This window comes from Streptomyces sp. NPDC093795 (assembly GCF_044764665.1).
In the GTDB taxonomy this organism is placed as follows: Bacteria; Actinomycetota; Actinomycetes; order Streptomycetales; family Streptomycetaceae; genus Streptomyces.
In genome coordinates, this window is the sequence record NZ_JBIWIO010000010.1 from 311878 (window position 1) to 337076 (window position 25199).

At 71.6% G+C, this 25199-nt stretch carries 25 protein-coding genes and 1 pseudogene; 24 read left to right on the forward strand and 2 right to left on the reverse strand.

From position 1 onward, the window contains the following. Positions 1–308: 308 nt before the first annotated feature. From ACIRB7_RS26515 to ftsH, 5 genes are all read left to right on the forward strand, one after another. Complete coding sequence (locus ACIRB7_RS26515) at positions 309–1655, forward strand: ammonium transporter (RefSeq protein ID WP_403603205.1); 1347 nt, start codon at positions 309–311, stop codon at positions 1653–1655. Next, the gene (locus tag ACIRB7_RS26520) at positions 1652–1990 is read left to right on the forward strand and encodes a P-II family nitrogen regulator (protein ID WP_015036464.1); all 339 of its coding nucleotides are present in this window, start codon (positions 1652–1654) and stop codon (positions 1988–1990) included. Before ACIRB7_RS26515 ends, ACIRB7_RS26520 begins: the two co-directional genes overlap by 4 nt. A gap of 20 nt (positions 1991–2010) precedes the next feature. Next, positions 2011–4479, forward strand: a complete 2469-nt coding sequence (locus tag ACIRB7_RS26525) for a [protein-PII] uridylyltransferase (RefSeq protein ID WP_403603207.1) — start codon at positions 2011–2013, stop codon at positions 4477–4479. Between the two features lie 120 nt (positions 4480–4599). Then, complete coding sequence (ffh, locus tag ACIRB7_RS26530) at positions 4600–6153, forward strand: signal recognition particle protein (RefSeq protein ID WP_403603209.1); 1554 nt, start codon at positions 4600–4602, stop codon at positions 6151–6153. Between the two features lie 138 nt (positions 6154–6291). Next, on the forward strand, positions 6292–8217 hold the full coding sequence (gene ftsH / locus ACIRB7_RS26535) for an ATP-dependent zinc metalloprotease FtsH (protein WP_403603212.1): 1926 nt from the start codon (positions 6292–6294) through the stop codon (positions 8215–8217). A 149-nt stretch (positions 8218–8366) separates the two neighbouring features. Here ftsH and ACIRB7_RS26540 read toward each other — a convergent pair whose 3' ends face one another. Continuing rightward, positions 8367–9089, reverse strand: a complete 723-nt coding sequence (locus ACIRB7_RS26540; RefSeq protein ID WP_403603214.1) for a class I SAM-dependent methyltransferase — start codon at positions 9087–9089, stop codon at positions 8367–8369. 375 nt (positions 9090–9464) lie between these two features. On the opposite strand from ACIRB7_RS26540, the gene ACIRB7_RS26545 reads away from it, so the two are divergent. The 17 genes and pseudogenes from ACIRB7_RS26545 to ACIRB7_RS26625 all read left to right on the forward strand — a co-directional run bounded on the left by ACIRB7_RS26545 (position 9465) and on the right by ACIRB7_RS26625 (position 22422). Next, positions 9465–10058, forward strand: coding sequence for a hypothetical protein (locus tag ACIRB7_RS26545; RefSeq protein ID WP_351214884.1), 594 nt, complete (start codon positions 9465–9467; stop codon positions 10056–10058). A gap of 155 nt (positions 10059–10213) precedes the next feature. Next, positions 10214–10657 carry a 30S ribosomal protein S16 gene (rpsP, locus tag ACIRB7_RS26550; protein WP_030206380.1) on the forward strand — a complete coding sequence of 148 codons (444 nt, stop codon included), beginning with the start codon at positions 10214–10216 and terminating at the stop codon, positions 10655–10657. A gap of 2 nt (positions 10658–10659) precedes the next feature. Continuing rightward, positions 10660–10899, forward strand: coding sequence for an RNA-binding protein (locus tag ACIRB7_RS26555; protein ID WP_030206382.1), 240 nt, complete (start codon positions 10660–10662; stop codon positions 10897–10899). A 121-nt stretch (positions 10900–11020) separates the two neighbouring features. Further along, the gene (gene rimM / locus ACIRB7_RS26560) at positions 11021–11578 is read left to right on the forward strand and encodes a ribosome maturation factor RimM (protein ID WP_403603217.1); all 558 of its coding nucleotides are present in this window, start codon (positions 11021–11023) and stop codon (positions 11576–11578) included. Next, a complete protein-coding gene (gene trmD / locus ACIRB7_RS26565) occupies positions 11575–12396 on the forward strand; it encodes a tRNA (guanosine(37)-N1)-methyltransferase TrmD (protein WP_403603219.1) in 822 nt (273 codons plus the stop codon). The genes rimM and trmD overlap by 4 nt, the downstream gene beginning before the upstream one ends. 129 nt (positions 12397–12525) lie before the next feature. Further along, a complete protein-coding gene (gene rplS, locus ACIRB7_RS26570) occupies positions 12526–12876 on the forward strand; it encodes a 50S ribosomal protein L19 (RefSeq protein ID WP_403603221.1) in 351 nt (116 codons plus the stop codon). A 69-nt stretch (positions 12877–12945) separates the two neighbouring features. Beyond that, the gene (gene lepB, locus ACIRB7_RS26575) at positions 12946–13752 is read left to right on the forward strand and encodes a signal peptidase I (RefSeq protein ID WP_403603223.1); all 807 of its coding nucleotides are present in this window, start codon (positions 12946–12948) and stop codon (positions 13750–13752) included. Beyond that, positions 13745–14727, forward strand: a pseudogene (gene lepB / locus ACIRB7_RS26580) (signal peptidase I). Before lepB (ACIRB7_RS26575) ends, lepB (ACIRB7_RS26580) begins: the two are co-directional and overlap by 8 nt. After that, positions 14696–15634, forward strand: coding sequence for a signal peptidase I (gene lepB, locus ACIRB7_RS26585; protein WP_403603284.1), 939 nt, complete (start codon positions 14696–14698; stop codon positions 15632–15634). Before lepB (ACIRB7_RS26580) ends, lepB (ACIRB7_RS26585) begins: the two are co-directional and overlap by 32 nt. A 71-nt stretch (positions 15635–15705) precedes the next feature. Continuing rightward, positions 15706–16473 (forward strand): signal peptidase I, encoded by a 768-nt coding sequence (lepB, locus tag ACIRB7_RS26590; protein WP_403603225.1) that lies wholly within the window; start codon positions 15706–15708, stop codon positions 16471–16473. A 56-nt stretch (positions 16474–16529) separates the two neighbouring features. Beyond that, positions 16530–17048, forward strand: a complete 519-nt coding sequence (locus tag ACIRB7_RS26595) for an NUDIX hydrolase (protein WP_403603286.1) — start codon at positions 16530–16532, stop codon at positions 17046–17048. Positions 17049–17103: 55 nt separating this feature from the next. After that, on the forward strand, positions 17104–17412 hold the full coding sequence (locus ACIRB7_RS26600; RefSeq protein ID WP_005311352.1) for a DUF2469 domain-containing protein: 309 nt from the start codon (positions 17104–17106) through the stop codon (positions 17410–17412). Positions 17413–17542: 130 nt separating this feature from the next. Beyond that, on the forward strand, positions 17543–17908 hold the full coding sequence (locus ACIRB7_RS26605; RefSeq protein WP_403603227.1) for a YraN family protein: 366 nt from the start codon (positions 17543–17545) through the stop codon (positions 17906–17908). 1 nt (position 17909) lies between these two features. Beyond that, on the forward strand, positions 17910–19532 hold the full coding sequence (locus tag ACIRB7_RS26610; RefSeq protein ID WP_403603229.1) for a YifB family Mg chelatase-like AAA ATPase: 1623 nt from the start codon (positions 17910–17912) through the stop codon (positions 19530–19532). Continuing rightward, entirely contained in the window at positions 19529–20725 is a 1197-nt protein-coding gene (gene dprA / locus ACIRB7_RS26615; protein ID WP_403603231.1) for a DNA-processing protein DprA, read from the forward strand. Before ACIRB7_RS26610 ends, dprA begins: the two co-directional genes overlap by 4 nt. A 239-nt stretch (positions 20726–20964) precedes the next feature. After that, positions 20965–21801 carry an RNA polymerase sigma factor WhiG gene (gene whiG / locus ACIRB7_RS26620; protein ID WP_250761418.1) on the forward strand — a complete coding sequence of 279 codons (837 nt, stop codon included), beginning with the start codon at positions 20965–20967 and terminating at the stop codon, positions 21799–21801. Between the two features lie 72 nt (positions 21802–21873). Next, the gene (locus ACIRB7_RS26625; RefSeq protein WP_403603288.1) at positions 21874–22422 is read left to right on the forward strand and encodes a TetR/AcrR family transcriptional regulator; all 549 of its coding nucleotides are present in this window, start codon (positions 21874–21876) and stop codon (positions 22420–22422) included. Positions 22423–22431: 9 nt separating this feature from the next. Here ACIRB7_RS26625 and ACIRB7_RS26630 read toward each other — a convergent pair whose 3' ends face one another. Beyond that, on the reverse strand, positions 22432–22914 hold the full coding sequence (locus ACIRB7_RS26630; RefSeq protein WP_403603233.1) for a M23 family metallopeptidase: 483 nt from the start codon (positions 22912–22914) through the stop codon (positions 22432–22434). 256 nt (positions 22915–23170) lie between these two features. On the opposite strand from ACIRB7_RS26630, the gene rpsB reads away from it, so the two are divergent. Next, positions 23171–24112: a 30S ribosomal protein S2 gene (gene rpsB / locus ACIRB7_RS26635; protein WP_403603235.1), complete on the forward strand. Its 942-nt coding sequence runs from the start codon at positions 23171–23173 to the stop codon at positions 24110–24112. 102 nt (positions 24113–24214) lie between these two features. Beyond that, positions 24215–25051, forward strand: a complete 837-nt coding sequence (gene tsf / locus ACIRB7_RS26640) for a translation elongation factor Ts (protein ID WP_403603237.1) — start codon at positions 24215–24217, stop codon at positions 25049–25051. The last annotated feature ends 148 nt before the right edge of the window (positions 25052–25199 follow it).

The following is a 25199-nucleotide window of genomic DNA, read 5'->3' on the forward strand; positions in this document are numbered from 1 at the left end:
CCCGCGAAGACCCCGGCCGCGCCGGACGTCCCGTACTGCCCGACTCGGCTCCCCCGCCGCAAGGTCACACGGACGCCCGACGCGGCCGGTTTGCTCGTCGCCCGGAGCGTACGGGCGTCACCTCGTCGTGATCCGGCCGTTCACGGTCACGTAACACGCCCCACCCCTTCGTCACCGCTCCGAAACATCGAGCGGCATCGGCGGAAACCGCGCTGCGCGAATCTCTGGCCCATAACCGGCCACCCTCACGGCCGGCCGCTCTCTCCGGCCCCGCCCCGCACGGCCGTACCGACGACGAGGAGACGCCGATGGCACCAGCCATCACGACCCTGGCAGCAGACGCCCCCGAGCTGTCCGCCGCCAACACCGGGTTCATGCTCATCTGCTCCGCCCTGGTCATGCTGATGACCCCGGCACTCGCCTTCTTCTACGGAGGCATGGTCCGCGTCAAATCCACCCTCAACATGCTGATGATGAGCTTCATCAGCCTGGGGATCGTCACGATCCTGTGGGTGCTCTTCGGCTTCAGCATGGCCTTCGGCACCGACATCGGCTCGATCGTCGGCTGGTCCTCCGAGTACGTCGGCCTCAGCGGCATCGGCGTCACCGAACTGTGGGACGGCTACACCATCCCGGTGTACGTCTTCGCCGTCTTCCAGCTGATGTTCGCCATCCTCACCCCGGCCCTGATCAGCGGCGCCCTCGCCGACCGCGTCAAGTTCACCGCCTGGGCCCTCTTCATCACCCTCTGGGTCACGGTCGTCTACTTCCCCGTCGCCCACTGGGTCTGGGGCGCCGGCGGCTGGCTCTTCGAGATGGGTGTCATCGACTTCGCCGGTGGTACCGCGGTCCACATCAACGCCGGCGCCGCCGCCCTCGGCGTGATCCTCGTCATCGGCAAGCGCGTCGGCTTCAAGAAGGACCCGATGCGCCCGCACAGCCTCCCGCTGGTGATGCTCGGCGCCGGACTCCTCTGGTTCGGCTGGTTCGGCTTCAACGCCGGCTCCTGGCTCGGCAACGACGACGGCGTCGGCGCCGTGATGTTCGTCAACACCCAGGTCGCCACCGCCGCCGCCATGCTCGCCTGGCTCGCGTACGAGAAGATCCGCCACGGCTCCTTCACCACCCTCGGCGCCGCCTCCGGCGCGGTCGCCGGTCTCGTCGCCATCACCCCGGCCGGCGGCTCCGTCAGCCCGCTCGGCGCGATCGCCGTCGGCGCCATCGCCGGCATCGTCTGCGCCATGGCCGTCGGCCTCAAGTACAAGTTCGGCTACGACGACTCCCTCGACGTCATCGGCGTCCACCTCGTCGGCGGTGTCATCGGCTCCCTCCTCGTCGGCTTCTTCGCCACCGGCGGCGTCCAGTCCGACGCCAAGGGCCTCTTCTACGGCGGCGGCCTCGACCAGCTCGGCAAGCAGGCGATCGGTGTCTTCGCGGTCCTCGCCTACTCTCTGATCGCCTCCGCGGTCCTCGCCCTGATCATCGACAAGACGATGGGGATGCGGGTCAGCGAGGACGACGAGGTCTCCGGCATCGACCAGGTCGAGCACGCCGAGACCGCGTACGACTTCAGCGGAGCCGGTGGCGGCGCGTCCTCGCGCTCCACCGCCGCCCCCGCCCCGGTTGTCACGGAGAACAAGAAGGTGGACGCATGAAGCTCATCACCGCGGTCGTGAAGCCGCACCGGCTCGACGAGATCAAGGAGGCCCTCCAGGCGTTCGGCGTCCACGGCCTCACGGTCACCGAGGCCAGCGGCTACGGCCGCCAGCGCGGCCACACCGAGGTCTACCGGGGCGCCGAGTACACCGTCGACCTGGTCCCCAAGATCCGCATCGAGGTCCTCGTCGAGGACGAGGACGCCGAACAGCTCATCGATGTCGTCGTCAAGGCCGCCCGAACCGGCAAGATCGGTGACGGCAAGGTGTGGAGCGTGCCGGTCGAGACCGCCGTACGGGTCCGCACCGGCGAGCGCGGTCCGGACGCACTGTAAGCACACGAAGGAGCCGCCGGGTGACGAGCCTCGAAGTCAGCGAAGAGACCGAAGACGCGGGACCCGGCGGTTACGCGGCGGCCCGGCTGCTCCTCCTCCACGAGAAGGAGCGGTCCGGGCCGCCGCGCCGTACCGCCCTCGCCCGGCTCACCGACGACTGGCTGGCCGGACTCTTCTCCGCCGCCGCCCCGCCCCGGGGCGTCGCCCTCGTCGCGGTCGGCGGCTACGGCCGCGCCGAGCTCTCCCCGCGCAGCGACCTCGACCTCCTCCTGCTCCACGACGGCAGCGCCGACAAGGCCGCGATCGCCGCCCTCGCCGACCGGATCTGGTACCCCGTCTGGGACCTCGGGCTCGCCCTCGACCACTCCGTCCGCACCCCCGCCGAGGCCCGCGCCACCGCGGGCGAGGACCTCAAGGTCCACCTCGGACTCCTCGACGCCCGCCCCCTCGCCGGAGACCACGGACTCGTCGCCGCACTGCGCACCACGATCCTCGCGGACTGGCGCAACCAGGCCCCCAAGCGCCTCCCCGAACTCGACGCGCTCTGCCGGGAACGCGCCGACCGCATGGGCGAGCTCCAGTTCCTCCTCGAACCCGACCTCAAGGAGGCCAGGGGCGGACTCCGCGATGCCCAGGTCCTCCGCGCCGTCGCCGCCTCCTGGCTCGCCGACGCCCCCCGCGAAGGCCTCGACGCCGCCCGCCGCCGCCTCCTCGACGCCCGCGACGCCCTCCACCTCACCACCGGCCGCGCCACCGACCGGCTCGCCCTCCAGGAACAGGACGCGGTCGCCCAGGAACTCGGCCTTCTCGACGCCGACACCCTGCTCCGCGAGGTGTACGAGGCCGCCCGGACCATCTCGTACGCCACCGACGTCACCTGGCGCGAGGTCAACCGCGTCCTCAAGGCCCGCTCCGCCCGGCCCCGGCTCCGGGCCCTCCTGACGGGCCGTACGGGCGTCGCGAAGCCGCCCGTCGAACGCACCCCGCTCGCCGAGGGCGTCGTCGAGATGGACGGCGAGGTCGTCCTCGCCCGCACCGCCCGGCCCGAGCGCGACCCCGTGCTGCCCCTGCGGGCCGCCGCCGCGGCCGCCCAGTCCGCCCTGCCGATCTCCCTGCACGCCGTACGCCGCCTCGCGGCCACCGCCAAGCCCCTGCCCGTGCCCTGGCCCGCCGAAGCCCGCGAGGAGCTCGTCACCCTCCTCGGCGCGGGCGAGGCCACCGTGCCCGTCTGGGAGGCCCTGGAGGCCGAAGGGCTCGTCACCCAGCTGCTCCCCGACTGGGAACGCGTCCGCTGCCGGCCCCAGCGCAACCCCGTCCACACCTGGACCGTCGACCGCCACCTCGTCGAGACCGCCGTACGGGCCTCCTCGCTCACCCGCCGCGTCGGCCGCCCCGACCTCCTCCTCGTGGCCGCCCTCCTCCACGACATCGGCAAGGGCTGGCCGGGCGACCACTCCGTCGCGGGGGAGACCATCGCCCGCGACCTCGCCACCCGCATCGGCTTCGACCGCGCCGACGTCGCCGTCATCGCCACCGCCGTCCGCCACCACCTGCTCCTCGTCGAGACCGCCACCCGGCGCGACCTCGACGACCCCGCCACCGTCCGCTCCGTCGCCACCGCCGTCGGCACCCTCGGCACCCTGGAGCTCCTGCACGCCCTCACCGAGGCCGACGCGCTCGCCACCGGGCCCGCCGCCTGGTCGTCCTGGCGCGCCTCCCTCGTCGCCGACCTGGTCAAACGGGTCGCGGGCGTCCTCGCGGGCGAGACCCCGCCCGACCCCGAGGCCGCCGCCCCCAGCGCCGAACAGGAACGGCTCGCCATCGAGGCGCTGCGCACCGGCGAACCCGTCCTCGCCCTCCACACCAGCCGGACCGCCGAAGAGACCGCCGAGGAACCCCTCGACCCCGAGGAGCCCGAGCCCGTCGGCGTCGAACTCGTCATCGCCCTGCCCGACCAGCCCGGCGTCCTGCCCGCCGTCGCCGGTGTCCTCGCCCTCCACCGGCTGACCGTCCGCGCCGCCGACCTGCGAGCCATCGAACTGCCCACCGGACTCGGCGCCGGCTCCGTCCTCGTCCTCGACTGGCGCGTCGCCGCCGAATACGGCTCACTGCCCCAGGCCCACCGGCTCCGCGCCGACCTCGTCCGCGCCCTCGACGGCTCCCTCGACATCCCCGCCCGCCTCGCCGAACGCGAGGCCGCCTACCCGCGCCGCCGCGGCCTCACCGCCCCGCCGCCCCGCGTCACCGTCGCCGCGGCCGACTCCCGCCTCGCCACCGTCATCGAGGTCCGCGCCCAGGACGCCCCCGGCCTGCTCCACCGGATCGGCCGCGCCCTGGAGGGAGCGGCGGTACGCGTCCGCAGCGCACACGTGTCCACGCTGGGCGCGAACGCGGTCGACACCCTGTACGTGACCCGGCCCGACGGCACCCTCCTCCCCGACGAAGAGGCGATCGACCTGGCCCGGACCCTGGAGTCGGCGCTCCGCTGAACCCCCGCCCCGACCCGCCCCCGCGCGCCGGATCCGGCAGGCGGGGGCACACACTTCGAGCGGCCCGATACCCTGGAGGGCAGTCCGACCGCCCCCGACACCTGAGGATCCGCGACCGCCGTGTTCGATACCCTCTCCGACCGCCTTGCAGCGACCTTCAAGAACCTCCGCGGCAAGGGCCGTCTGTCCGAGGCGGACATCGACGCCACCGCCCGCGAGATCCGTATCGCGCTGCTCGAAGCGGATGTCGCCCTGCCGGTCGTCCGGTCCTTCATCAAGCAGGTCAAGGAGCGCGCCACCGGCGTCGAGGTCTCCCAGGCCCTGAACCCGGCCCAGCAGGTCATCAAGATCGTCAACGAGGAGCTCGTCTCCATCCTCGGTGGCGAGACCCGGCGCCTGCGGTTCGCCAAGACCGCGCCGACCGTGATCATGCTCGCCGGTCTCCAGGGTGCCGGTAAGACCACCCTCGCCGGAAAGCTCGGTCTCTGGCTCAAGGGCCAGGGCCACTCCCCGCTGCTCGTCGCCTGCGACCTCCAGCGCCCCAACGCCGTCACCCAGCTCGGCGTCGTCGCCGACCGCGCGGGCGTCGCCTTCTACGGCCCCCAGCCGGGCAACGGCGTCGGTGACCCGGTCCAGGTCGCGAAGGACTCGATCGAGTACGCGCGGACCAAGATGTACGACGTCGTCATCGTCGACACCGCCGGCCGCCTCGGCATCGACCAGGAGCTGATGCAGCAGGCCGCGGACATCCGCGACGCCGTCAGCCCCGACGAGGTCCTCTTCGTCGTCGACGCCATGATCGGTCAGGACGCGGTCAACACCGCCGAGTCCTTCCGCGACGGCGTCGGCTTCGACGGAGTCGTGCTCTCCAAGCTCGACGGCGACGCCCGCGGTGGTGCCGCGCTCTCCATCGCGCACGTCACCGGCAAGCAGATCATGTTCGCCTCCAACGGCGAGAAGCTGGACGAGTTCGACGCGTTCCACCCGGACCGCATGGCGTCCCGCATCCTCGGCATGGGCGACATGCTCTCCCTCATCGAGAAGGCCCAGCAGACCTTCGACGAGGAAGAGGCCGTCAAGATGGCCTCCAAGCTCGCCTCGAAGAAGGGCCAGGAGTTCACGCTCGACGACTTCCTGGCGCAGATGGAGCAGGTCCGCAAGATGGGCTCCATCTCGAAGCTGCTCGGGATGCTCCCCGGCATGGGCCAGATGAAGGAGCAGATCGCCAACATCGACGAGAAGGACGTCGACCGTACGGCGGCCATCATCAAGTCGATGACCCCGGGTGAGCGCCACGACCCGACCATCATCAACGGCTCGCGCCGCGCCCGTATCGCCAAGGGCTCCGGCGTCGAGGTCAGCGCCGTCAAGGGCCTGGTCGAGCGGTTCTTCGAGGCCCGCAAGATGATGTCCCGCATGGCCCAGGGCGGCGGTCTCCCCGGCATGCCGGGGATGCCGGGCATGGGCGGCGGCCCCGGCCGGCAGAAGAAGCAGATCAAGCAGGCCAAGGGCAAGCGCAAGAGCGGCAACCCGATGAAGCGGAAGGCCGAGGAGCAGGCCGCGGCGGAGCGCCGCGAGCAGACGCAGGCCGGCGGCGCGTTCGGCCTCCCGGCGGCGGGCCAGGCGCCGAAGGACTTCGAGCTCCCGGACGAGTTCAAGAAGTTCATGGGCTGACGCCGGACACGGCGTGAGCAGGGGCCCGGAGCGGTACGAAACCGCTCCGGGCCCCTTTTCACTCCTCCGCGCCGCCCGCGATGCCGGGTTTCTCCCGCTCTTCGATACTGGGGCCACAGCCGCCCCGAGGAGAGCCACGTGGCCAACCCCGTTCCCCCGCGCGACCGGACCGATCAGCCCTGGCGCTCGGAAGGGGCTCCGCCGCCCCCGCCGCCGAAGAAGAAGATGCCCGGCGGCTGGGGAGGGCTCATCCTCACCGCCCTGATCGTCTACCTGATCGCCAACCTCGTGCTGTCGTTCTTCAACCGGGGCGACGAGCCGACGATCTCGTACACCGAGTTCAGCAAGCAGGTGACCTCCGGCAACGTCACCAAGATCTACTCCAAGGGCGACGCCATCCAGGGTGAGCTGAAGAACAAGCAGCCTCTGCCCAACGGGGACAAGGGCGACTACAGCAAGTTCGTCACCCAGCGGCCCGCGTTCGCCGGCGACGACCTGTGGGCGCAGCTGACCAAGCAGAACGTCACCGTGACGGCCGAGCCGGTCGTCCAGGAACGCAGCTTCCTCGCCAACCTCCTCATCTCGCTCGCGCCGATGCTGCTGCTCGTCGTGCTGTGGATCTTCATCGCCCGCCGGATGAGCTCCGGGATGGGTGGCGCCGGCGGCATGCTGGGTCGCAAGGCCCCGCCCAAACCCGTCGAGCTGGAGGCCGGGGCCAAGCGCACCACCTTCGCCGACGTCGCCGGCATCGACGAGGTCGAGGGCGAGCTCAACGACGTCGTCGACTTCCTCAAGAACCCGGAGGCCTACCGCGCGATGGGCGCCAAGATGCCCCGGGGTGTACTTCTCGCGGGGCCGCCCGGCACCGGGAAGACGCTGCTCGCCCGCGCCGTCGCGGGCGAGGCCGGAGTGCCGTTCTTCTCCGCGTCGGCGTCCGGGTTCATCGAGATGATCGTGGGCGTCGGCGCCTCCCGGGTACGGGAACTGTTCGCCGAGGCCCGCAAGGTCGCCCCGGCGATCGTCTTCATCGACGAGATCGACACCATCGGCCGGGCCCGGGGCGGCGGAGCCGGCATGGGCGGGCACGACGAACGCGAACAGACCCTCAACCAGATCCTCACCGAGATGGACGGCTTCACCGGCTCCGAGGGAGTCATCGTCCTCGCCGCCACCAACCGCCCCGACGTCCTCGACCCCGCCCTCACCCGGCCCGGCCGCTTCGACCGGATCGTGCACGTCAACCCGCCCGACCGGGGCGGCCGCGAGGCCATCCTCCGGATCCACACCCGGGAGATCCCGCTCGCCAAGGACGTCGACCTGGAGCACGTCGCCCGCACGACCCCCGGCATGACCGGCGCCGAACTCGCCAACCTCGCCAACGAGGCCGCCCTCCTCGCCGTCAAGCGCGAGCAGCGGACCGTCACCCAGTCCGACCTGTCCGACGCCCTGGAGAAGGTCCAGCTCGGCGCGGAACGGCCGCTCGTGATGCCCGCCGACGAGCGGCGCCGGACCGCGTACCACGAGAGCGGACACGCCCTCCTCGGCATGCTCCAGCCCGGCGCCGACCCGGTCCGCAAGATCACCATCGTGCCGCGCGGCCGGGCCCTCGGCGTCACCCTCTCCACCCCCGACTCCGACAAGTACGCGTACACCGAGGACTACCTGCGCGGCCGGATCATCGGCGCCCTCGGCGGCATGGCCGCGGAACAGGTCGTCTTCGGCGTCGTCACCACCGGGGCCGAGAGCGACCTGGAGCAGGTCACCAACATCGCCCGTGGCATGGCGGGACGCTGGGGCATGAGCGAGCTCGTCGGCCGCCTCACCGCCATCCCGGGCGACGCCCAGCAGGCGTACGGCCTGGCGGCGGCCCCCGCGACCCTCGACACCGTCGACGCGGAGATGCGCCGCATCGTCGAGGAGTGCTACGAGAGCGCCGTACGCCAGCTCCGCGCCCACCGCGACCAGCTGGACGCGCTGGCCACCGCCCTCCTGGAGAACGAGACCCTGGAAGAGGCCGAGGCCTACCGCGCGGCGGGCATCGCGCGCGCGGTACGGGAGGACTGACCCGGGGGCACGCCCCCAGGGTCCCGGCCCGGCGGGGCTCCTGTTGTGTGTCCCGGCCCGGCGGGGCTCCTTCTGCGCGCCCCGGCCAGGTGGCGGGGGCGCCCGCCGCGGAGGCCGGGGCACGCCCCGGGGCCCCCGCGCGTCGGCTCCTACGCCACCCGGGCGATCACGTACCGGAAGACGTTCGGCATCCAGACCGTCCCGTCCGCCCGCACGTGCGGGGCGAGGGCCTCCTCGATCTCCTTCGCCACCTGCGAGGGATCCGTCGCCCGGACCGCCTGGTCGAACGCGCCCGTCGACAGCAGACCGCGTACCGCGCTGCCCTCGCTCGCGTACCCGAAGGGGCAGGCCACCCGCCCCGAGCCGGCCGGCCGCAGCCCCGCCGCCGCCACGAGGCCGTCCAGGTCCGTCCGGACCGTGGACCGGCGGTCCGCGAGCCGGGCCGCGACCCGCAGCACCGGTTCCGTGGCGCACCGCTCAGGCGGCCCCCATCCGGCGAGCACGACGGCCGCACCCGGTTGCGCCGAACGGGTGAGCGCCCTCAGTTCGGGGAGCAGCCCGTCGGTGGCGTGGAAGGCCGTGATGACGTCGTACGGGCCACCCCCGGGCTCCTCCGTGACCGTGACGTCCTCGGGCAGCCGCTCCCTGGCCAGCTCCACGCGCGCGTGGTCCCGGTCCGCGCCGGCCACCCGGGCGCCCCGCGCGGCCGCCATGAGAAGGGCCAGGCCGGAGCCACAGCCGAGGCCGAGCACCCGCGTACCGGCGCCCACGTCGAGGCGCTCGTACACCGCCTCGTAGAGCGGGACGAGCATCCGTTCCTGGATCTCGGCCCAGTCACGCGCGGGGTGGTGCGGGACGAGCGTAGGTGTCATGGAAAAGTGCCCCAATCCGTGCTCGGACGACAGCCCCCCGTAGCCAGGGAACTGCGCATCCCGGGCCGCGTCCAGTGCTCGCACCGCACCGATTCGCCCGGGGGAGGGGCGGTGCGCCGCCTTGCGCGGCAACCCGGTAGTGTCCTCGCGATCCTCCCCGGGCCGTCACGGCCCCCCCGAGGGCGCGCGCACCGCGGCCACGCGCCGGGGCGTATGCGCTACTACGCACCAGCTTGACGCCCCCTGCGCGGCTTCTCCGCAGATCGGCGCACTGGCCCGCGTCAGGACGCATCAACGGCAACTGACGGGTACGTGCAAAATATTTGGGATGCCCCGGAATGGAACCCGTACGGGATCCGGCTCGTTGTACCCGACGTGAGCACGACACCACCTGTTCTCGCCGCAGAGCTGGCACAGGCGTGGGCCGACATTCAGCGGCACCACCCCGAGCTGCCCGATCTTGCCGCGCCCGAGTCCCTGATCGGAGAGTCCTCGTCCGCCTGCGGCGCCGAGCTCTCCTTCGAACGGCTGCTCCACGAGGCAGTCCACGGCATCGCCGCCGCCCGAGGTGTCCGCGACACCTCCCGTGCCGGCCGCTACCACAACCGCAGATTCCTCGCGATCGCCGAGGAGATGGGCCTCGACCACTCCGAGGAGCCACACGCCAGCAGCGGCTTCTCCCTGGTCACGCTCAACCCCGAGGCGAGGCGGCGCTACCGGCCCACCATCGAGCGGCTGCAGCGCGCCCTCAAGGCCCACACGGTCGCCACGGCGGCCGACACCAAGCGTTCCTTCCGTGGACCGGCCGCCCGGCACGGATCCTCGGGCGGAGGCGTGCGCGTCAAGGCCGTCTGCGACTGCGGGCGGAACGTGCGCGTGGTGCCCTCGGTGCTCGCCCAGGCCCCGATCGTCTGCGGCGGCTGCGGCAAGCCCTTCCGTATTCCGGAGACGGTGGGCGCCGCCAGCTGAGCCGGCGGCGTGTGGCACAATGGCTAGCTGTACTCGACAGTCGCACAGGACCCCTCTCTCCTCCGGCTGACGCGTCCATCGGGCATCCGAGTACCGCAACCCCACGTGGCATCTCAAAGTGCCCAACCACGTCAAGACCAGGAGACACCACTCCAGTGGCAGTCAAGATCAAGCTCAAGCGCCTCGGCAAGATTCGCCAGCCGCACTACCGCATCGTCGTCGCCGACTCCCGCACCCGTCGTGACGGTCGCGCGATCGAGGAGATCGGCCTCTACCACCCGACGTACAACCCGTCGCGTATCGAGGTCGACTCCGAGCGTGCGCAGTACTGGCTGTCTGTCGGCGCGCAGCCGACCGAGCCGGTTCTCGCCATCCTCAAGCTCACCGGTGACTGGCAGAAGGCCAAGGGCCTCCCGGCCCCCGAGAAGGCTCTGCTCGTCCCGGCGACGAAGGAGGCGAAGCGCGCCTCGTTCGACGAGTTCGCGAAGACCCTCGAGTCCGGCGACGACAAGGGTGAGGCCATCACCCCGAAGGCCAAGAAGGCCGACAAGAAGGCTGACGAGGCCGAGGCCGCGTCGACCGAGTCGACCGAGGCCTGAGCATGCTCGAGGAGGCTCTCGAGCACCTCGTGAAGGGCATCGTCGACAACCCCGACGATGTGCAGGTCGCCTCGCGCAACCTGCGCCGTGGCCGCGTGCTCGAGGTCCGGGTTCACCCCGAAGACCTCGGCAAGGTGATCGGCCGCAACGGCCGCACCGCGCGTGCGCTGCGTACCGTCGTGGGCGCCATCGGCGGCCGTGGGATCCGTGTCGACCTCGTCGACGTGGACCAGGTCCGCTGAACAAGTCGGCCACATCGGTTGAATGATGTGCCGGCACGGGCCGGGGAGGGCTTACGAGCCCGCCCCGGCCCGTTGTCGTTTGTGTCGTCGTACGAGCTGTGTGACAGGAGAGTGTGGAGCAGTGCAGTTGGTAGTCGCGCGGATCGGCCGCGCCCACGGCATCAAGGGCGAGGTCACCGTCGAGGTGCGGACGGACGAGCCCGAGCTCAGGCTCGGCCCCGGTGCCGTACTGCTCACCGACCCGGCCTCGACCGGGCCGCTGACCATCGAGACCGGCCGGGTCCACAGCGGCCGGCTGTTGCTGCGCTTCGAGGGCGTCCGTGACCGCACCGGCGCCGAGGCCCTGCGCAACACCCTCCTCATCGCCGAGGTCGACCCCACGGAGGTGCCCGAGGAGGAGGACGAGTACTACGACCATCAGCTGATGGACCTCGACGTGGTCCTCGCCGACGGCACCGAGATCGGGCGGATCACCGAGATCTCGCACCTGCCGTCCCAGGACCTCTTCATCGTCGAGTGCCCCGACGGCACCGAGCTGATGATCCCGTTCGTCTCGGAGATCGTCACCGAGATCGACCTGGAGGAGCAGCGGGCCGTCATCGACCCTCCGCCCGGCCTCATCGACGACCGCGCCGAGATCGTCTCCTCCCGCGACGCCGAAGAGGATGACGACGCATGAGGCTCGACGTCGTCACGATCTTCCCCGAGTACCTCGAACCGCTGAACGTCTCCCTGGTCGGCAAGGCACGCGCGCGCGGGCAGCTGGACGTCCACGTCCACGACCTGCGCGAGTGGACCTACGACCGGCACAACACCGTCGACGACACCCCGTACGGCGGCGGCCCCGGCATGGTCATGAAGACCGACCCCTGGGGCGACGCGCTCGACCAGACGCTCGCCGACGGCTACGAGGGCGGCGCCCACGGCCCGGTCATCGTCGTCCCCACCCCCAGCGGCCGCCCCTTCACCCAGGAGCTGGCCGTCGAGCTCTCCGAGCGGCCGTGGCTGATCTTCACGCCCGCCCGTTACGAGGGCATCGACCGCCGCGTCATGGACGAGTACGCGACCCGGATGCCGGTCTACGAGGTCTCCATCGGCGACTACGTGCTGGCCGGCGGAGAGGCCGCCGTCCTCGTCGTCACCGAGGCCGTCGCCCGCCTCCTGCCCGGCGTCCTCGGCAACGCCGAGTCCCACCGGGACGACTCCTTCGCCCCCGGGGCCATGGCCAACCTCCTGGAGGGCCCCGTCTACACCAAGCCCCCCGAGTGGCGCGGCCGGGGCATCCCCGACGTCCTGCTCAGCGGGCACCACGGCAAGATCGCCCGCTGGCGGCGCGACGAGGCCTTCCGGCGCACCGCCGCCCACCGGCCCGATCTCATCGAGCGCTGCGACCCGGCCGCCTTCGACAAGAAGGACCGCGAGATCCTCTCCATGATGGGCTGGGCACCCGAGCCCGGCGGCCGATTTTGGCGCAGGCTCGACGACGTGGAACAATAGGCCGCTGTCGTACGTCCGGCGCGCGCCCCTGCCACAGGGGGAACGACGCGGCCAGAGGCGGACGACGCTCCGAATCTTCTACGAACATACCGCTGATGACCTGTGGCATCAGCGAGGAAAGAGACCTCCATGGCCTCCCTGCTCGACCAGGTCAACGCGGGTGCGATCCGCTCGGACCTCCCCGCCTTCCGTCCCGGTGACACCGTGAACGTCCACGTGCGCGTCATCGAAGGCAGCCGCTCGCGTATCCAGCAGTTCAAGGGTGTCGTCATCCGCCGCCAGGGCTCGGGCGTCAGCGAGACCTTCACGGTCCGCAAGGTCTCGTTCTCCGTCGGCGTCGAGCGCACCTTCCCGGTGAACAGCCCGATCTTCGAGAAGATCGAGCTCGTGACCCGCGGTGACGTCCGTCGCGCCAAGCTCTACTACCTGCGCGAGCTGCGCGGCAAGGCTGCCAAGATCAAGGAGAAGCGCGACCGCTGAGCTTCGGCTCCCGGCACGCTCGACGCTTCCGAGTCCTTCCCCAGGCAGGCCGGATAGGCTCTGCCCCCGATGGACACCGAAGCACAGCACACGGAGCGCGACCCCTCTTCCGATCCGGAGGAAGGGTCGCGCTCCGCGCGCGTTTCCGAGGAGGACGGGGCCGCACCGGACGAAACGGCAGCCGGCGGGGCCGTGCCCTCCTGGCGGCGCACGGCCCTCGTCGGCGGCGCCTGCGTGGTTTTCCTGATGCTCCTGAGCCATTTCGTGGTGCAGCCCTTCCTGATCCCGAGCCGCTCCATGGAGCCGACACTCCAGGTCGGCGACCGGATCCTCGTCAACAAGCTGGCGTACCGCTTCGGCGGTGAGCCGGCCCGGGGCGACGTCGTCGTCTTCGACGGGACGGGGTCCTTCGTACGGGAGCAGCCGGGGGGCAATCCGGTGACCGGGCTCCTGCACGACGGCGCGGCCGCCCTCGGGCTCGCGGAACCCGACGAGACGGACTTCGTGAAGCGGGTCGTCGGCATCGGCGGCGACCGGGTGATCTGCTGCGACAAGGACGGCCGGCTCACCGTCAACGGCGTACCCGTCGCGGAGCGGTACCTGATGCCCGGCGACCAGCCGTCCAGCGTGCCCTTCGACATCGTCGTCCCGCAGGACAGGCTCTGGGTGATGGGTGACCACCGCAGTCAGTCCAGCGACTCGCGGGACCATCTGGGCAGCCCGGGCGGCGGCATGGTGCCCGTCGACAGGGTCGTCGGACGCGCCGACTGGATCGCCTGGCCCTTCGGCCGCTGGTCCACCGTCCCCGCGACGGACGCCTTCGGCGCCGTACCGGCCGCGCCGGCGGGTGGACACGGGGCGGGGGCCCATGGGTAGCCGCGGCCGGTCGCCGCGCGGACCCGGCCACGCGGCCGGGCAGGGCACCGCCCTGCCGGGACGGGCCGAGCGGCGCAGGCTCGCCCGCAAGGTCAAGCGGCGCCGACAGCGCTCAGCGGTCCGCGAGATCCCCATCCTGGTCACGGTGGCCGTTCTCATCGCGCTCGTCCTGAAGACCTTCCTGGTCCAGGCGTTCGTCATCCCCTCCGGCTCCATGGAACAGACGATCCAGATCTCCGACCGGGTCCTCGTCGACAAGCTCACCCCCTGGTTCGGTTCCCGCCCGCAGCGCGGTGACGTCGTCGTCTTCAAGGACCCCGGCAACTGGCTCCAGCAGGAGGCCACGCCGCCCGCCGACGACCCCATCGGCATCAAGCAGGCCAAGCAGGCCCTCACCTTCATCGGGCTGATGCCGTCCGCCGACGACCGGGACCTCATCAAGCGGGTCGTCGCCGTCGGGGGAGACACCGTCCGCTGCTGCGGCGCGGACGGGCGGATCACCGTCAACGGCGTACCGCTCGACGAGCCGTACCTGCATCCCGGGAACGAGCCGTCCACCATCCCCTTCGAGGTGAAGGTCCCCCAGGGGCGGATCTTCGTCCTCGGCGACCACCGCTCCGACTCGGCCGACTCCCGCTTCCACGTCGACGAGAAGGACCACGGCACGGTCGCCGAGGAGCAGGTCGTGGGGCGTGCCGTGGTGATCGCCTGGCCCGTCGGGCACTGGCGGACCCTGGAGGAGCGGGGGACCTTCAGCGCCGTACCGGACGCCAGTACGGGTTCCGAGTCCGCGCCCGGTCTGTCGCATAGTGTGTCCCAGCGGAATCTGAACGGATTCCCCGGGCTCCCGACCCCTGCGGAACTTCTGCTCGTTATGGGAGTGGTGGGCCTGTCCCTGACCCGGGGCGGGCGACGCACGGACTGAGGAGTGGATGTGGGGGATTTGGCCGTCGGCGCACGATCCGGACACGATGAGCCCGACGAGAGGGCCGGCGAGGCCTTCGGCGATGACACGACGGGTGACGACGTGACGGATGACGAGCAGGCGCGGACGCCGGGCGGAGGCGGACCGGGCGAGGGCGACGACGACCCGGCGGGCGGCTCCGGCAACGGTCCCAGGAGGCAGCGTTCCTTCTGGAAGGAGCTGCCCCTCCTCGTCGGTATCGCGCTGGTCCTCGCCCTGCTGATCAAGACCTTCCTGGTGCAGGCGTTCTCGATCCCCTCGGAATCGATGATGAACGCCCTCCAGAAGGGGGACCGGGTCCTCGTCGACAAGCTGACCCCCTGGTTCGGCTCCGAACCCGAGCGCGGCGAAGTCGTCGTCTTCCACGACCCGGGCGGCTGGCTCGAAAGCCAGAAGACGCCCACGCCCAACGTCGTCCAGAAGTTCCTCAGCTTCATCGGCCTCATGCCGTCCGCCGAGGAGAAGGACCTCATCAAGCGGGTCATCGCCGTCGGCGGGGACACCGTGTCCTGCAAGGAGGGCGGCAAGGTCGTCCTCAACGGCAAGACGCTCGACGAGACCGGCTACCTCTACCCCGGTTCCGTCCCCTGCCAGGACTCCTTCGGCCCGATCAAGGTCCCCGAGAACCGGATCTGGGTCATGGGCGACAACCGTCAGAACTCGCTGGACTCCCGCTTCCACCAGCAGCTCCCGGGCGGCGGCACCGTCTCCAACGACGAGGTCGTGGGCCGCGCCGTCGTGATCGCCTGGCCCGTCACGCGCTGGGCCACCCTCCCCGTGCCCGACGTCTTCGACCAGGCCGGCCTCGCCCAGGCCATGACCGCGGCCCCCGTCGGCGCCGCCGGTCTCGCCGGAGCGCTCCCGCTGGTGCTGTGGCGCCGGAAGAAGCTCGCCGTGCGCCGTACCGCCGCGGAGTGACCCGCGGGTAGGGTGCCGTCCCGGACCGTCGACAGACCCACGGTCCGTCGACAGACCTACGGGGTGCGCGCATGAGCGGAAAGATACGGACCCAGGACGGCCACGGCCGCCTCGGCAGCATGCTGTCGGGGCTGGCCGTGGCCGTCGGCTGTGTGCTCTTCCTCGGCGGCTTCGTCTGGGGAGCCCTGCTCTACCAGCCCTACTCCGTCCCCACCGACTCCATGACCCCCACCATCGACGTCGGGTCCAAGATCCTCGCCCAGCGCATCGACGGTGACGAGGTGCGGCGCGGGGACGTCGTCGTCTTCACCGACCCGCTCTGGGGCAACTCGCCCATGGTCAAGCGGGTCGCCGCCGTCGGCGGCGACACCGTCGCCTGCTGCGACCGGGACGGCCGGCTCACCGTCGACGGGACGCCCGTCCACGAGCCCTATCTGAGGCCGGGACCGGGCGGCCGGACCGTCGCCTCCGGCCAGGAGTTCTCCGTCACCGTCCCCGCGGGCAACCTCTTCCTCCTCGGCGACGACCGGCACACCTCGCTCGACTCCCGTACGCACATGGAGGAGGCCGGCCAGGGCTCGGTGCCCCGCTCCACCGTCGTCGCCAGGGTCGACGCCGTCGTCTGGCCCGCCGAGGGCCTCCTGGACCGTCCGGCGGGCTTCGCGGGCCTCCCGGGAGGCGTCTCCGAACCCGGGCCCGTACTCCCCCTCCTCACCGCGATCGCGGCCGGCGGCCTCCTGGTCCTGGCCGGAGGCGCGTACGGCCCGGTGGCCCGTTTCTTCGCGAAGCGGCGCCCGGCGGGACCGCGGGCCGGGGAGCGCGAGAAGGTGGGCACATGACGGATTCGGACACGCGGGCCGTCGGAGACCCGGAGCCCGACCCGGGCCCGGCTCCGATGCCGGAAGACCGCGTCACGGACCCGGCGACCGTCCGGCGACGGGTCGCGCGGGTCGTGCTCCTCGACCCCGACGACCGGGTCCTGCTCCTGCACGGGTACGAGCCGGACGACCCGGCCGACACGTGGTGGTTCACCCCCGGCGGCGGCCTGGAGGGCACCGAGACCCGTGAGGAGGCGGCGCTGCGCGAGCTCGCCGAGGAGACCGGCATCACCGACGTCGACCTCGGACCGGTGCTCTGGAAGCGGTACTGCTCCTTCCCCTTCGCCGGGCGCCGCTGGGACCAGGACGAGTGGTACTACCTCGCCCGCACCCGCGGAACGGAGGCCGCGCCCGGGCCGGTGGCCCTCACCGAGCTGGAGAACCGCAGCCTCGCGGGCCTCAGATGGTGGACCTCCGCCGAACTGTCGGCGGCCCGTGAGACGGTGTACCCGACCAGACTCGCCGAGCTGCTGCGCACGCTGCTCGACGAGGGACCTCCGAGTGCACCGTTGGTTCTCGCCCCGGAAATCGTTTAGGGGCGCGTTCGACTGGCGCACAATAGGGGGACGCACGGCTGAAGGGGAACATGCCATGAGCGCCGAGGACCTCGAGAAGTACGAGACCGAGATGGAGCTGAAGCTCTACCGGGAGTACCGCGACGTCGTCGGGCTGTTCAAATACGTCATCGAGACCGAGCGGCGCTTCTACCTCACCAACGACTACGAGATGCAGGTGCACTCGGTGCAGGGCGAGGTCTTCTTCGAGGTCAGCATGGCCGACGCCTGGGTCTGGGACATGTACAGGCCGGCCAGGTTCGTCAAGCAGGTCCGGGTCCTCACCTTCAAGGACGTGAACATCGAGGAGCTCAACAAGAGCGACCTCGAACTTCCCGGAAGCTGAACTCGGGCGCCCGCACGTCGAACGGCCTCACCCTCAAGGGTGAGGCCGTTTTCCACAGGCCCCAGGCCGTCCACAGCGCCGCACGCGGTCCGCCCACCTCCGTCACAGTCGGTGACGGAGGTGGTACCGCATGAACAGGACGCAAGCACTCGGACGGTACGGCGAAGAGCTCGCCACCCGTCGGCTCACCGCGGCCGGCCTGCACATCCTCGCCCGGAACTGGCGCTGCGGCCGGACCGGCGAGATCGACATCGTCGCCCGCGACGGCGACACCCTCGTCATCTGCGAGGTCAAGACCCGGCGCCTGGGATCCTTCGAGCACCCGATGGCCGCCGTCACGCCCCGGAAGGCCGACCGGCTCCGCCGCCTCGCCGCCTGCTGGCTCGACCGCAACGACACCCCGGCGCCCCTCGGCGGAGTGCGCATCGACCTCGTCGGCATCGTCCTGCCCCGCCGTGGCGCCCCCGTCCTCACCCACGCCCAGGGGGTGGCCTGAGATGGGATTCGCCCGCACCTGCTCCGTCGCCCTCGTCGGCGTCGAAGGCGTCGTCGTCGAGGTCCAGGCCGACCTCGAACCCGGCGTCGCCGCCTTCACCCTCGTCGGCCTCCCCGACAAGAGCCTCAGCGAGAGCCGCGACCGGGTCCGCGCCGCCGTCGTCAACTCCGGCGCCGAATGGCCCCAGAAGAAGCTCACCGTCGGACTCAGCCCGGCGTCCGTGCCCAAGAGTGGCTCCGGATTCGATCTCGCCGTAGCCGCCGCAGTGCTCGGCGCCGCGGAACGGATCGACCCCCGTGCCATCGCCGACCTCGTCCTCATCGGGGAACTCGGCCTCGACGGACGCGTCCGCCCCGTCCGCGGGATCCTGCCCGCCGTCCTCGCCGCGGCCGACGCCGGATACCGGCAGGTCGTCGTCCCCGAACAGACCGCGGGCGAGGCGGCGCTCGTCCCCGGGGTGTCCGTCCTCGGCGTCCGCAGCCTGCGCCAACTCATCGCCGTCCTCACCGACGAACCCGTCCCCGAGGAGGAACCCACCGAAGCGGGCCGACCCGACGCCATGCTCGCGGGACTCCTCGTCCCCGGAGCAGGCATCGGCACCGGCCTCGCCCCCGACCCCAAGGACCCCGCCGGGGGTCCCGACCTCGCCGACGTCGCCGGGCAGCACCGCGCCCGCCGCGCCCTGGAAGTCGCCGCCGCCGGCAGCCACCACCTGCTGCTCTCCGGCCCGCCCGGCGCCGGAAAGACCATGCTGGCCGAGCGCCTCCCCGGCATCCTCCCGCCCCTCACCCGACAGGAATCCCTGGAGGTCACCGCCGTCCACTCCGTCGCCGGCATCCTCCCGCCCGGAGAACCCCTCGTCCGCCGCGCCCCCTACTGCGCGCCCCACCACTCCGCCACCATGCAGTCCCTCGTCGGCGGCGGAAACGGACTCCCCAGGCCCGGCGCCGTCTCCCTCGCACACCGGGGGATTCTCTTCCTCGACGAAGCGCCCGAATTCTCCGGAAAAGCTCTCGACGCCCTCCGGCAGCCCCTCGAATCCGGGCACGTCGTCATCGCCCGCGCCGCCGGAGTCGTACGCCTCCCGGCCCGCTTCCTGCTCGCCCTCGCCGCCAACCCCTGCCCCTGCGGACGGCACACCCTGCAAGGCGCCGGCTGCGAATGCCCGGCCGCGCTCGTCCGCCGCTACCAGGCGCGTCTCTCCGGGCCCCTCCTCGACCGCGTCGACCTGCGCGTCGAAGTCGAACCCGTCACCCGTGCCGACCTCCTCGGCCAGGGTGGCCGGGGCGAGACCAGCGCCGCCGTCGCGGCCCGCGTCCGTGAAGCCCGCGCCCGTACCGCCGCACGCCTCGCCGACACCCCCTGGAGCGTCAACAGCGAGATCCCCGGCCACGAACTGCGTACCCGCTACCTCGCCGCGCCCGGAGCCCTCGCCGCCGCCGAACGCGACATCGAACGCGGACTCCTCACCGCCCGCGGCCTCGACCGGGTCCTCCGTGTCGCCTGGACCGTCGCCGACCTCGCGGGGCACGACCGACCCGACAGCCAGGACATCGCGCTCGCCCTCGAACTGCGCACCGGCGTCACCCGCGGTGTGCCCGTCGGAGCGGGGGAGCGCGCATGAACCTCCCCGTTCCCCCGGACGAACGACGAGCCCGTGCCACCCTCAGCCGAACCGTCGAACCGGGCGACGAGCACGCCGGCCGCTGGCTCCACCGCTACGGACCCACCGGCTTCCTCGACCGACTCCTCCGCACGGCCGCCGCCTCCCCACCCGCTCCCGGTGGCTCCGCCGATGACGACCCCTTTCCCGGCACCGGACAGAAACGCGTCGCCTCCTGGCGGCTCCGCGCCGCCGCCGCCGACCCGGACCGCGACCTCGCCACCATCGAGGACCTCGGTGGCCGCTTCCTCATCCCCGGCGACACCGAATGGCCCCGTCAACTCGACGACCTCGGAGACGCCCGCCCCGTCGGCCTCTGGGTCAGGGGCCCCGCCGACCTGCGGACCTGGGCCCTGCGCTCCGTCGCCCTCGTCGGCGCCCGCGCCTGCACCCCGTACGGCGCCCACACCGCCTCCGACCTCGCCACCGGCCTGGCACGCAAGGGCTGGGTCGTCGTCTCCGGAGCCGCCTACGGCATCGACGGCGCCGCCCACCGCGGCGCACTCGCCGCCGGCGGCGCCACCGTCGCCGTCCTCGCCTGCGGTGTCGACTCCCCCTACCCCCGCGGCCACGACCAGCTCATCCGGCGCATCTCCGAACAAGGCCTGGTCGTCGGGGAGTTGCCGCCGGACACCCACCCCACCCCCAGCCGCTTCATCCTCCGCAACCGCGTCATCGCCGCACTCACCCGAGGCACCGTCGTCATCGAGGCCCAGCACCGCAGCGGCTCCCTGGTCACCGCCCGCGCCGCTGCCCGGCTCGGCCGCCACACCATGGGCGTCCCAGGACCCGTCACCAGCACACTCTCCGCGGGCGTCCACGAACTCCTGCGGGGCGACGCCACCCTCGTCACCGACGCCGACGAGATCGTCGAACTCATCGGGGACATGGGCCAGCTCGCCCCGACGCGCCGGGGACCCGTCCTTCCCCGCGACCTCCTCGCGCCCGCGACGGCGCACGTCCTGGAGGCGGTCCCCGCCCACGGCCCCACCCCCACGACCGTCATCGCCCGCCGCGCCGGGACCGGCCCCGACGACACCCTCGCCAAGCTGTACGAACTCCACTCGCTCGGCTTCGTCCAACGGCACGGGGACGGATGGGAGTTGACGCGGCCGGGCACCTCGGCGTCGAACGCGCGGCGAGGCGGTACTTGACCTGGAGCATTCGGGTGAAAGGGTGACGACGATGAACAACCGAGTTCTCTCGGCCGCGCCCGAGGGGCCGACGCGCGCCACGGCCCGGGTTCGAAGATGTGGCCGACCGCGTCCACCCGGAGCGGCGCGATCCGCCGATGTTCGCGCACCGCGACCGCGCACTCACGCTACGCTCACCAGGATTCCGTCCAGGACGCCTCCACCGACGTACACGACAGCAGAACGGCTCAAGGCAACGCATGCCCCAGCACACCTCCGGGTCTGACCGCGCTGCGGTGCCCCCAGCAGCCCGGGGCACCGTGCGACCACCCGCGCCGACCTCCCTCGACGAGCTCTGGCGGTCGTACAAGGACACCGGCGACGAGCGGCTGCGGGAGCAGCTGATCCTGCACTACTCGCCGCTCGTCAAGTACGTCGCGGGCCGGGTCAGCGTCGGGCTTCCGTCCAATGTGGAACAGGCCGACTTCGTCTCCTCCGGCGTCTTCGGCCTCATCGACGCCATCGAGAAGTTCGACGTCGAGCGGGCCATCAAGTTCGAGACGTACGCGATCACCCGCATCCGCGGCGCCATGATCGACGAACTACGCGCCCTCGACTGGATCCCCCGCTCCGTCCGCCAGAAGGCCCGCAACGTCGAACGCGCCTACGCCACCCTCGAAGCCCAGCTCCGGCGCACCCCCTCCGAGAGCGAGGTGGCCGCGGAGATGGACGTCACGCTCGAGGAATTGCACGCTGTTTTCAGCCAGTTGTCGCTGGCGAACGTGGTCGCCCTGGAAGAGCTGCTGCACGTCGGAGGCGAGGGCGGCGACCGGCTCTCCCTGATGGACACCCTGGAGGACACGGCCGCCGACAACCCCGTCGAGGTCGCCGAGGACCGCGAGCTGCGCCGACTGCTCGCCCGCGCCATCAACACGCTCCCCGAGCGGGAGAAGACCGTCGTCACGCTCTACTACTACGAGGGCCTGACCCTCGCCGAGATCGGCCACGTCCTCGGCGTCACCGAGAGCCGCGTCAGCCAGATCCACACCAAGTCCGTCCTGCAGCTCCGCGCCAAGCTGGCCGACGTCGGACGCTGACCCGACGCGAGCCGGTCGTACAGTGGAGCCGTGCCCAGGATTCGAGCGGCCTCGGTGGCCGAGCACCGGACGATGCAGCGCGGCGCCCTCCTGGACGCCGCGCGTTCCCTGCTGACCGAGGGCGGTACGGAGGCGCTGACCTTCCCCGCACTCGCCGAGCGCACGGGCCTCGCCCGCTCCTCGGTATACGAGTACTTCCGATCGCGCGCGGCCGTCGTCGAAGAGCTGTGCGCCGTCGACTTCCCCGTCTGGGCCGCCGAGGTCGAGGCCGCGATGGCCGGCGCGGAGACCCCTCAGGGCAAGGTCGAGGCGTACGTCCGCACGCAGCTGGAGCTGGTCGGGGACCGGCGCCACCGCGCGGTCGTCGCCATCTCGGCGAGCGAGCTCGACGACGGCGCCCGCGAGAAGATCCGCGCGGCCCACGGAGGCCTCGTGGTCATGATCGTCGACGCCCTCGCCGCCCTGGGCCAGCCCCAGCCCCGCCTGGGCGCCATGCTCCTCCAGGGCGTCGTCGACGCCGCGGTCCGCCGCATCGAACTCGGCGCCGCCGAGAACCCGACGGAGATCGCGGAGGCGGCGGTCACGATGGCCCTCCACGGTGTCAACGGCTCCCCGGTCTGAACCACCGGGTCAGCCCAGCGGCAGCAGCCGCGAAGGGGCTCTCCTGACGAGCAGCAGCGGGTTCAGATAGGTGTCGCCGCGGAGCAGGCCCCAGTGGAGGCAGGACTCCGGGCAGTGGGGGCCGGGGGTGACCCGTGCGATCGGGGTGCCCGCCGTGACCTGGATGCCCTTCGGCACCAGCGGGGTCACCGGGGAGAAGGTGGTGCGCAGCGGGGGAGCGCCCGTACCCGGAAGGGTGAGGGTGAGGACCCCGCGGCCGCCGACCGGGCCCGCGAAGGTGACCGTCCCCGCCGCCGGGGCCAGGACCTCGGTGCCCGGGGGAGCGGCCAGGTCGACGCCGCGGTGCCCGGGCGCGTACGGGCCGGCCGGGGGCTGCCAGCCGCGGAGGATCTCCGGCGGTGGCGGGCCCACGGGCCACAGCAGCCCGAGCGTGAGGATCAGGGCCGTCAGGTGCGCGAGGTGCATGGGATGCATGAAGGGCATGGGGTGCATGGAGGAAGGCTCCCCGGCATGACCGGTTCCGCCGGGCCGCGGACGCCTTCTGTGGACTACTCGCCGGTTGTGGACAGGGCCGTCACCCGGCGCTCCCGGGTTCCCGTACACTTCCTATGGCGACCCGGGTCACCGGGTCGACTTCGCACGCCCCGCCAACCAGCCCTCACCGGCCGGTGGCAGCGCCTTTCGGTCCCTAGTGGCACGGCGCGTCGGGGCGTCAGGACATAACCGAGAAACCCAAGGAGATACGGCCATGGCCGTCGTCACGATGCGGGAGCTGCTGGAAAGCGGCGTCCACTTCGGTCACCAGACCCGTCGCTGGAACCCGAAGATGAAGCGCTTCATCTTCACCGAGCGCAACGGCATCTACATCATCGACCTGCTCCAGTCGCTGTCGTACATCGACCGCGCCTACGAGTTCGTCAAGGAGACCGTCGCGCACGGCGGCTCCATCATGTTCGTCGGTACGAAGAAGCAGGCCCAGGAGGCCATCGCCGAGCAGGCGACGCGTGTCGGCATGCCGTACGTCAACCAGCGTTGGCTCGGTGGCATGCTCACCAACTTCTCCACCGTCTACAAGCGTCTGCAGCGCCTCAAGGAGCTTGAGCAGATCGACTTCGAGGATGTGGCCGCGTCCGGCCTCACCAAGAAGGAGCTCCTGGTCCTCTCCCGCGAGAAGGGCAAGCTGGAGAAGACCCTCGGCGGTATCCGCGAGATGTCCAAGGTGCCCAGCGCCGTCTGGATCGTGGACACCAAGAAGGAGCACATCGCCGTCGGCGAGGCGCGCAAGCTGAAGATCCCGGTCGTCGCGATCCTCGACACCAACTGCGACCCCGACGAGGTCGACTACAAGATCCCGGGCAACGACGACGCGATCCGCTCCGTCACCCTGCTCACCCGCGTGATCGCCGACGCCGTCGCCGAGGGCCTCATCGCCCGCTCCGGCGCCGCGACCGGCGACTCGAAGCCGGGCGAGAAGGCCCAGGGCGAGCCGCTCGCCGAGTGGGAGCGCGACCTGCTCGAGGGTGAGAAGAAGGCCGACTCGGACGAGGCCCCCGCCGCCGAGGCCGTCGAGGCCCCCGCTGCCGAGGCCGTCGAGGCCCCGGCCGCCGAGGCTGTCGAGACCGAGGCCCCGGCCGAGGCCGCTGACGAGGCTGTCGCCGAGGCTCCGGCCGCGGACGCCGAGCAGGCCTGACCCTCCAGGACCTTCGGGTGACGACGGCGGGGGCCCACAAAGCCCCCGCCGTCCACCCGTAGACCCGCCCGATCTTTCAGACTTCGAGAGAGAAACAGACTCATGGCGAACTACACCGCCGCTGACGTCAAGAAGCTCCGCGAGCTCACCGGCGCCGGCATGATGGACTGCAAGAAGGCCCTGGACGAGGCCGACGGCAACGTCGACAAGGCCGTCGAGGCGCTGCGCATCAAGGGCCAGAAGGGTGTCGCCAAGCGTGAGGGCCGCTCCGCCGAGAACGGCGCCGTGGTCTCCCTCATCGCCGACGACAACACCTCCGGTGTCCTCGTCGAGCTGAAGTGCGAGACGGACTTCGTCGCCAAGGGTGACAAGTTCCAGGCCGTCGCCGACCAGCTCGCCGCCCACGTCGCCGCCACCTCCCCGGCCGACCTGGAGGCGCTGCTCGCCTCCGAGATCGAGGCCGGCAAGACCGTGCAGGCGTTCGTCGACGAGGCCAACGCCAACCTCGGCGAGAAGATCGTCCTGGACCGCTTCGCGCAGTACGCCGACGGCTTCGTCTTCGCGTACATGCACCGCACGATGCCGGACCTCCCGCCGCAGATCGGTGTCCTCGTCGAGTTCGACAAGGCCGACGCCGCCGTCGCCAAGGGTGTCGCCCAGCACATCGCCGCCTTCGCGCCGAAGTACCTCACCCGTGAGGACGTCCCGGCCGAGGTCGTCGAGACCGAGCGTCGCGTCGCCGAGGAGACCACCCGCGCCGAGGGCAAGCCCGAGGCCGCGCTCCCGAAGATCGTCGAGGGTCGCGTGAACGGCTTCTTCAAGGACGCGACGCTGCTCGGTCAGCCGTACGCCCTTGACAACAAGAAGTCCGTCCAGCAGATCCTGGACGAGGCCGGTGTCACCCTGAAGCGCTTCACCCGCATCAAGGTCGGCATCTGAGTCCGTACGCGAACGCGACGGACGCCGGACCCCCCGGTAGGGTCTGAAGCAGTCGTCCGCGTACGCGCAGGACGACCGCAGATCTGACAGGAGGCCATTGCCGTACGGGAAACCCGCGAGGACCCAAGGCAATGGCCTCCTTCGTATG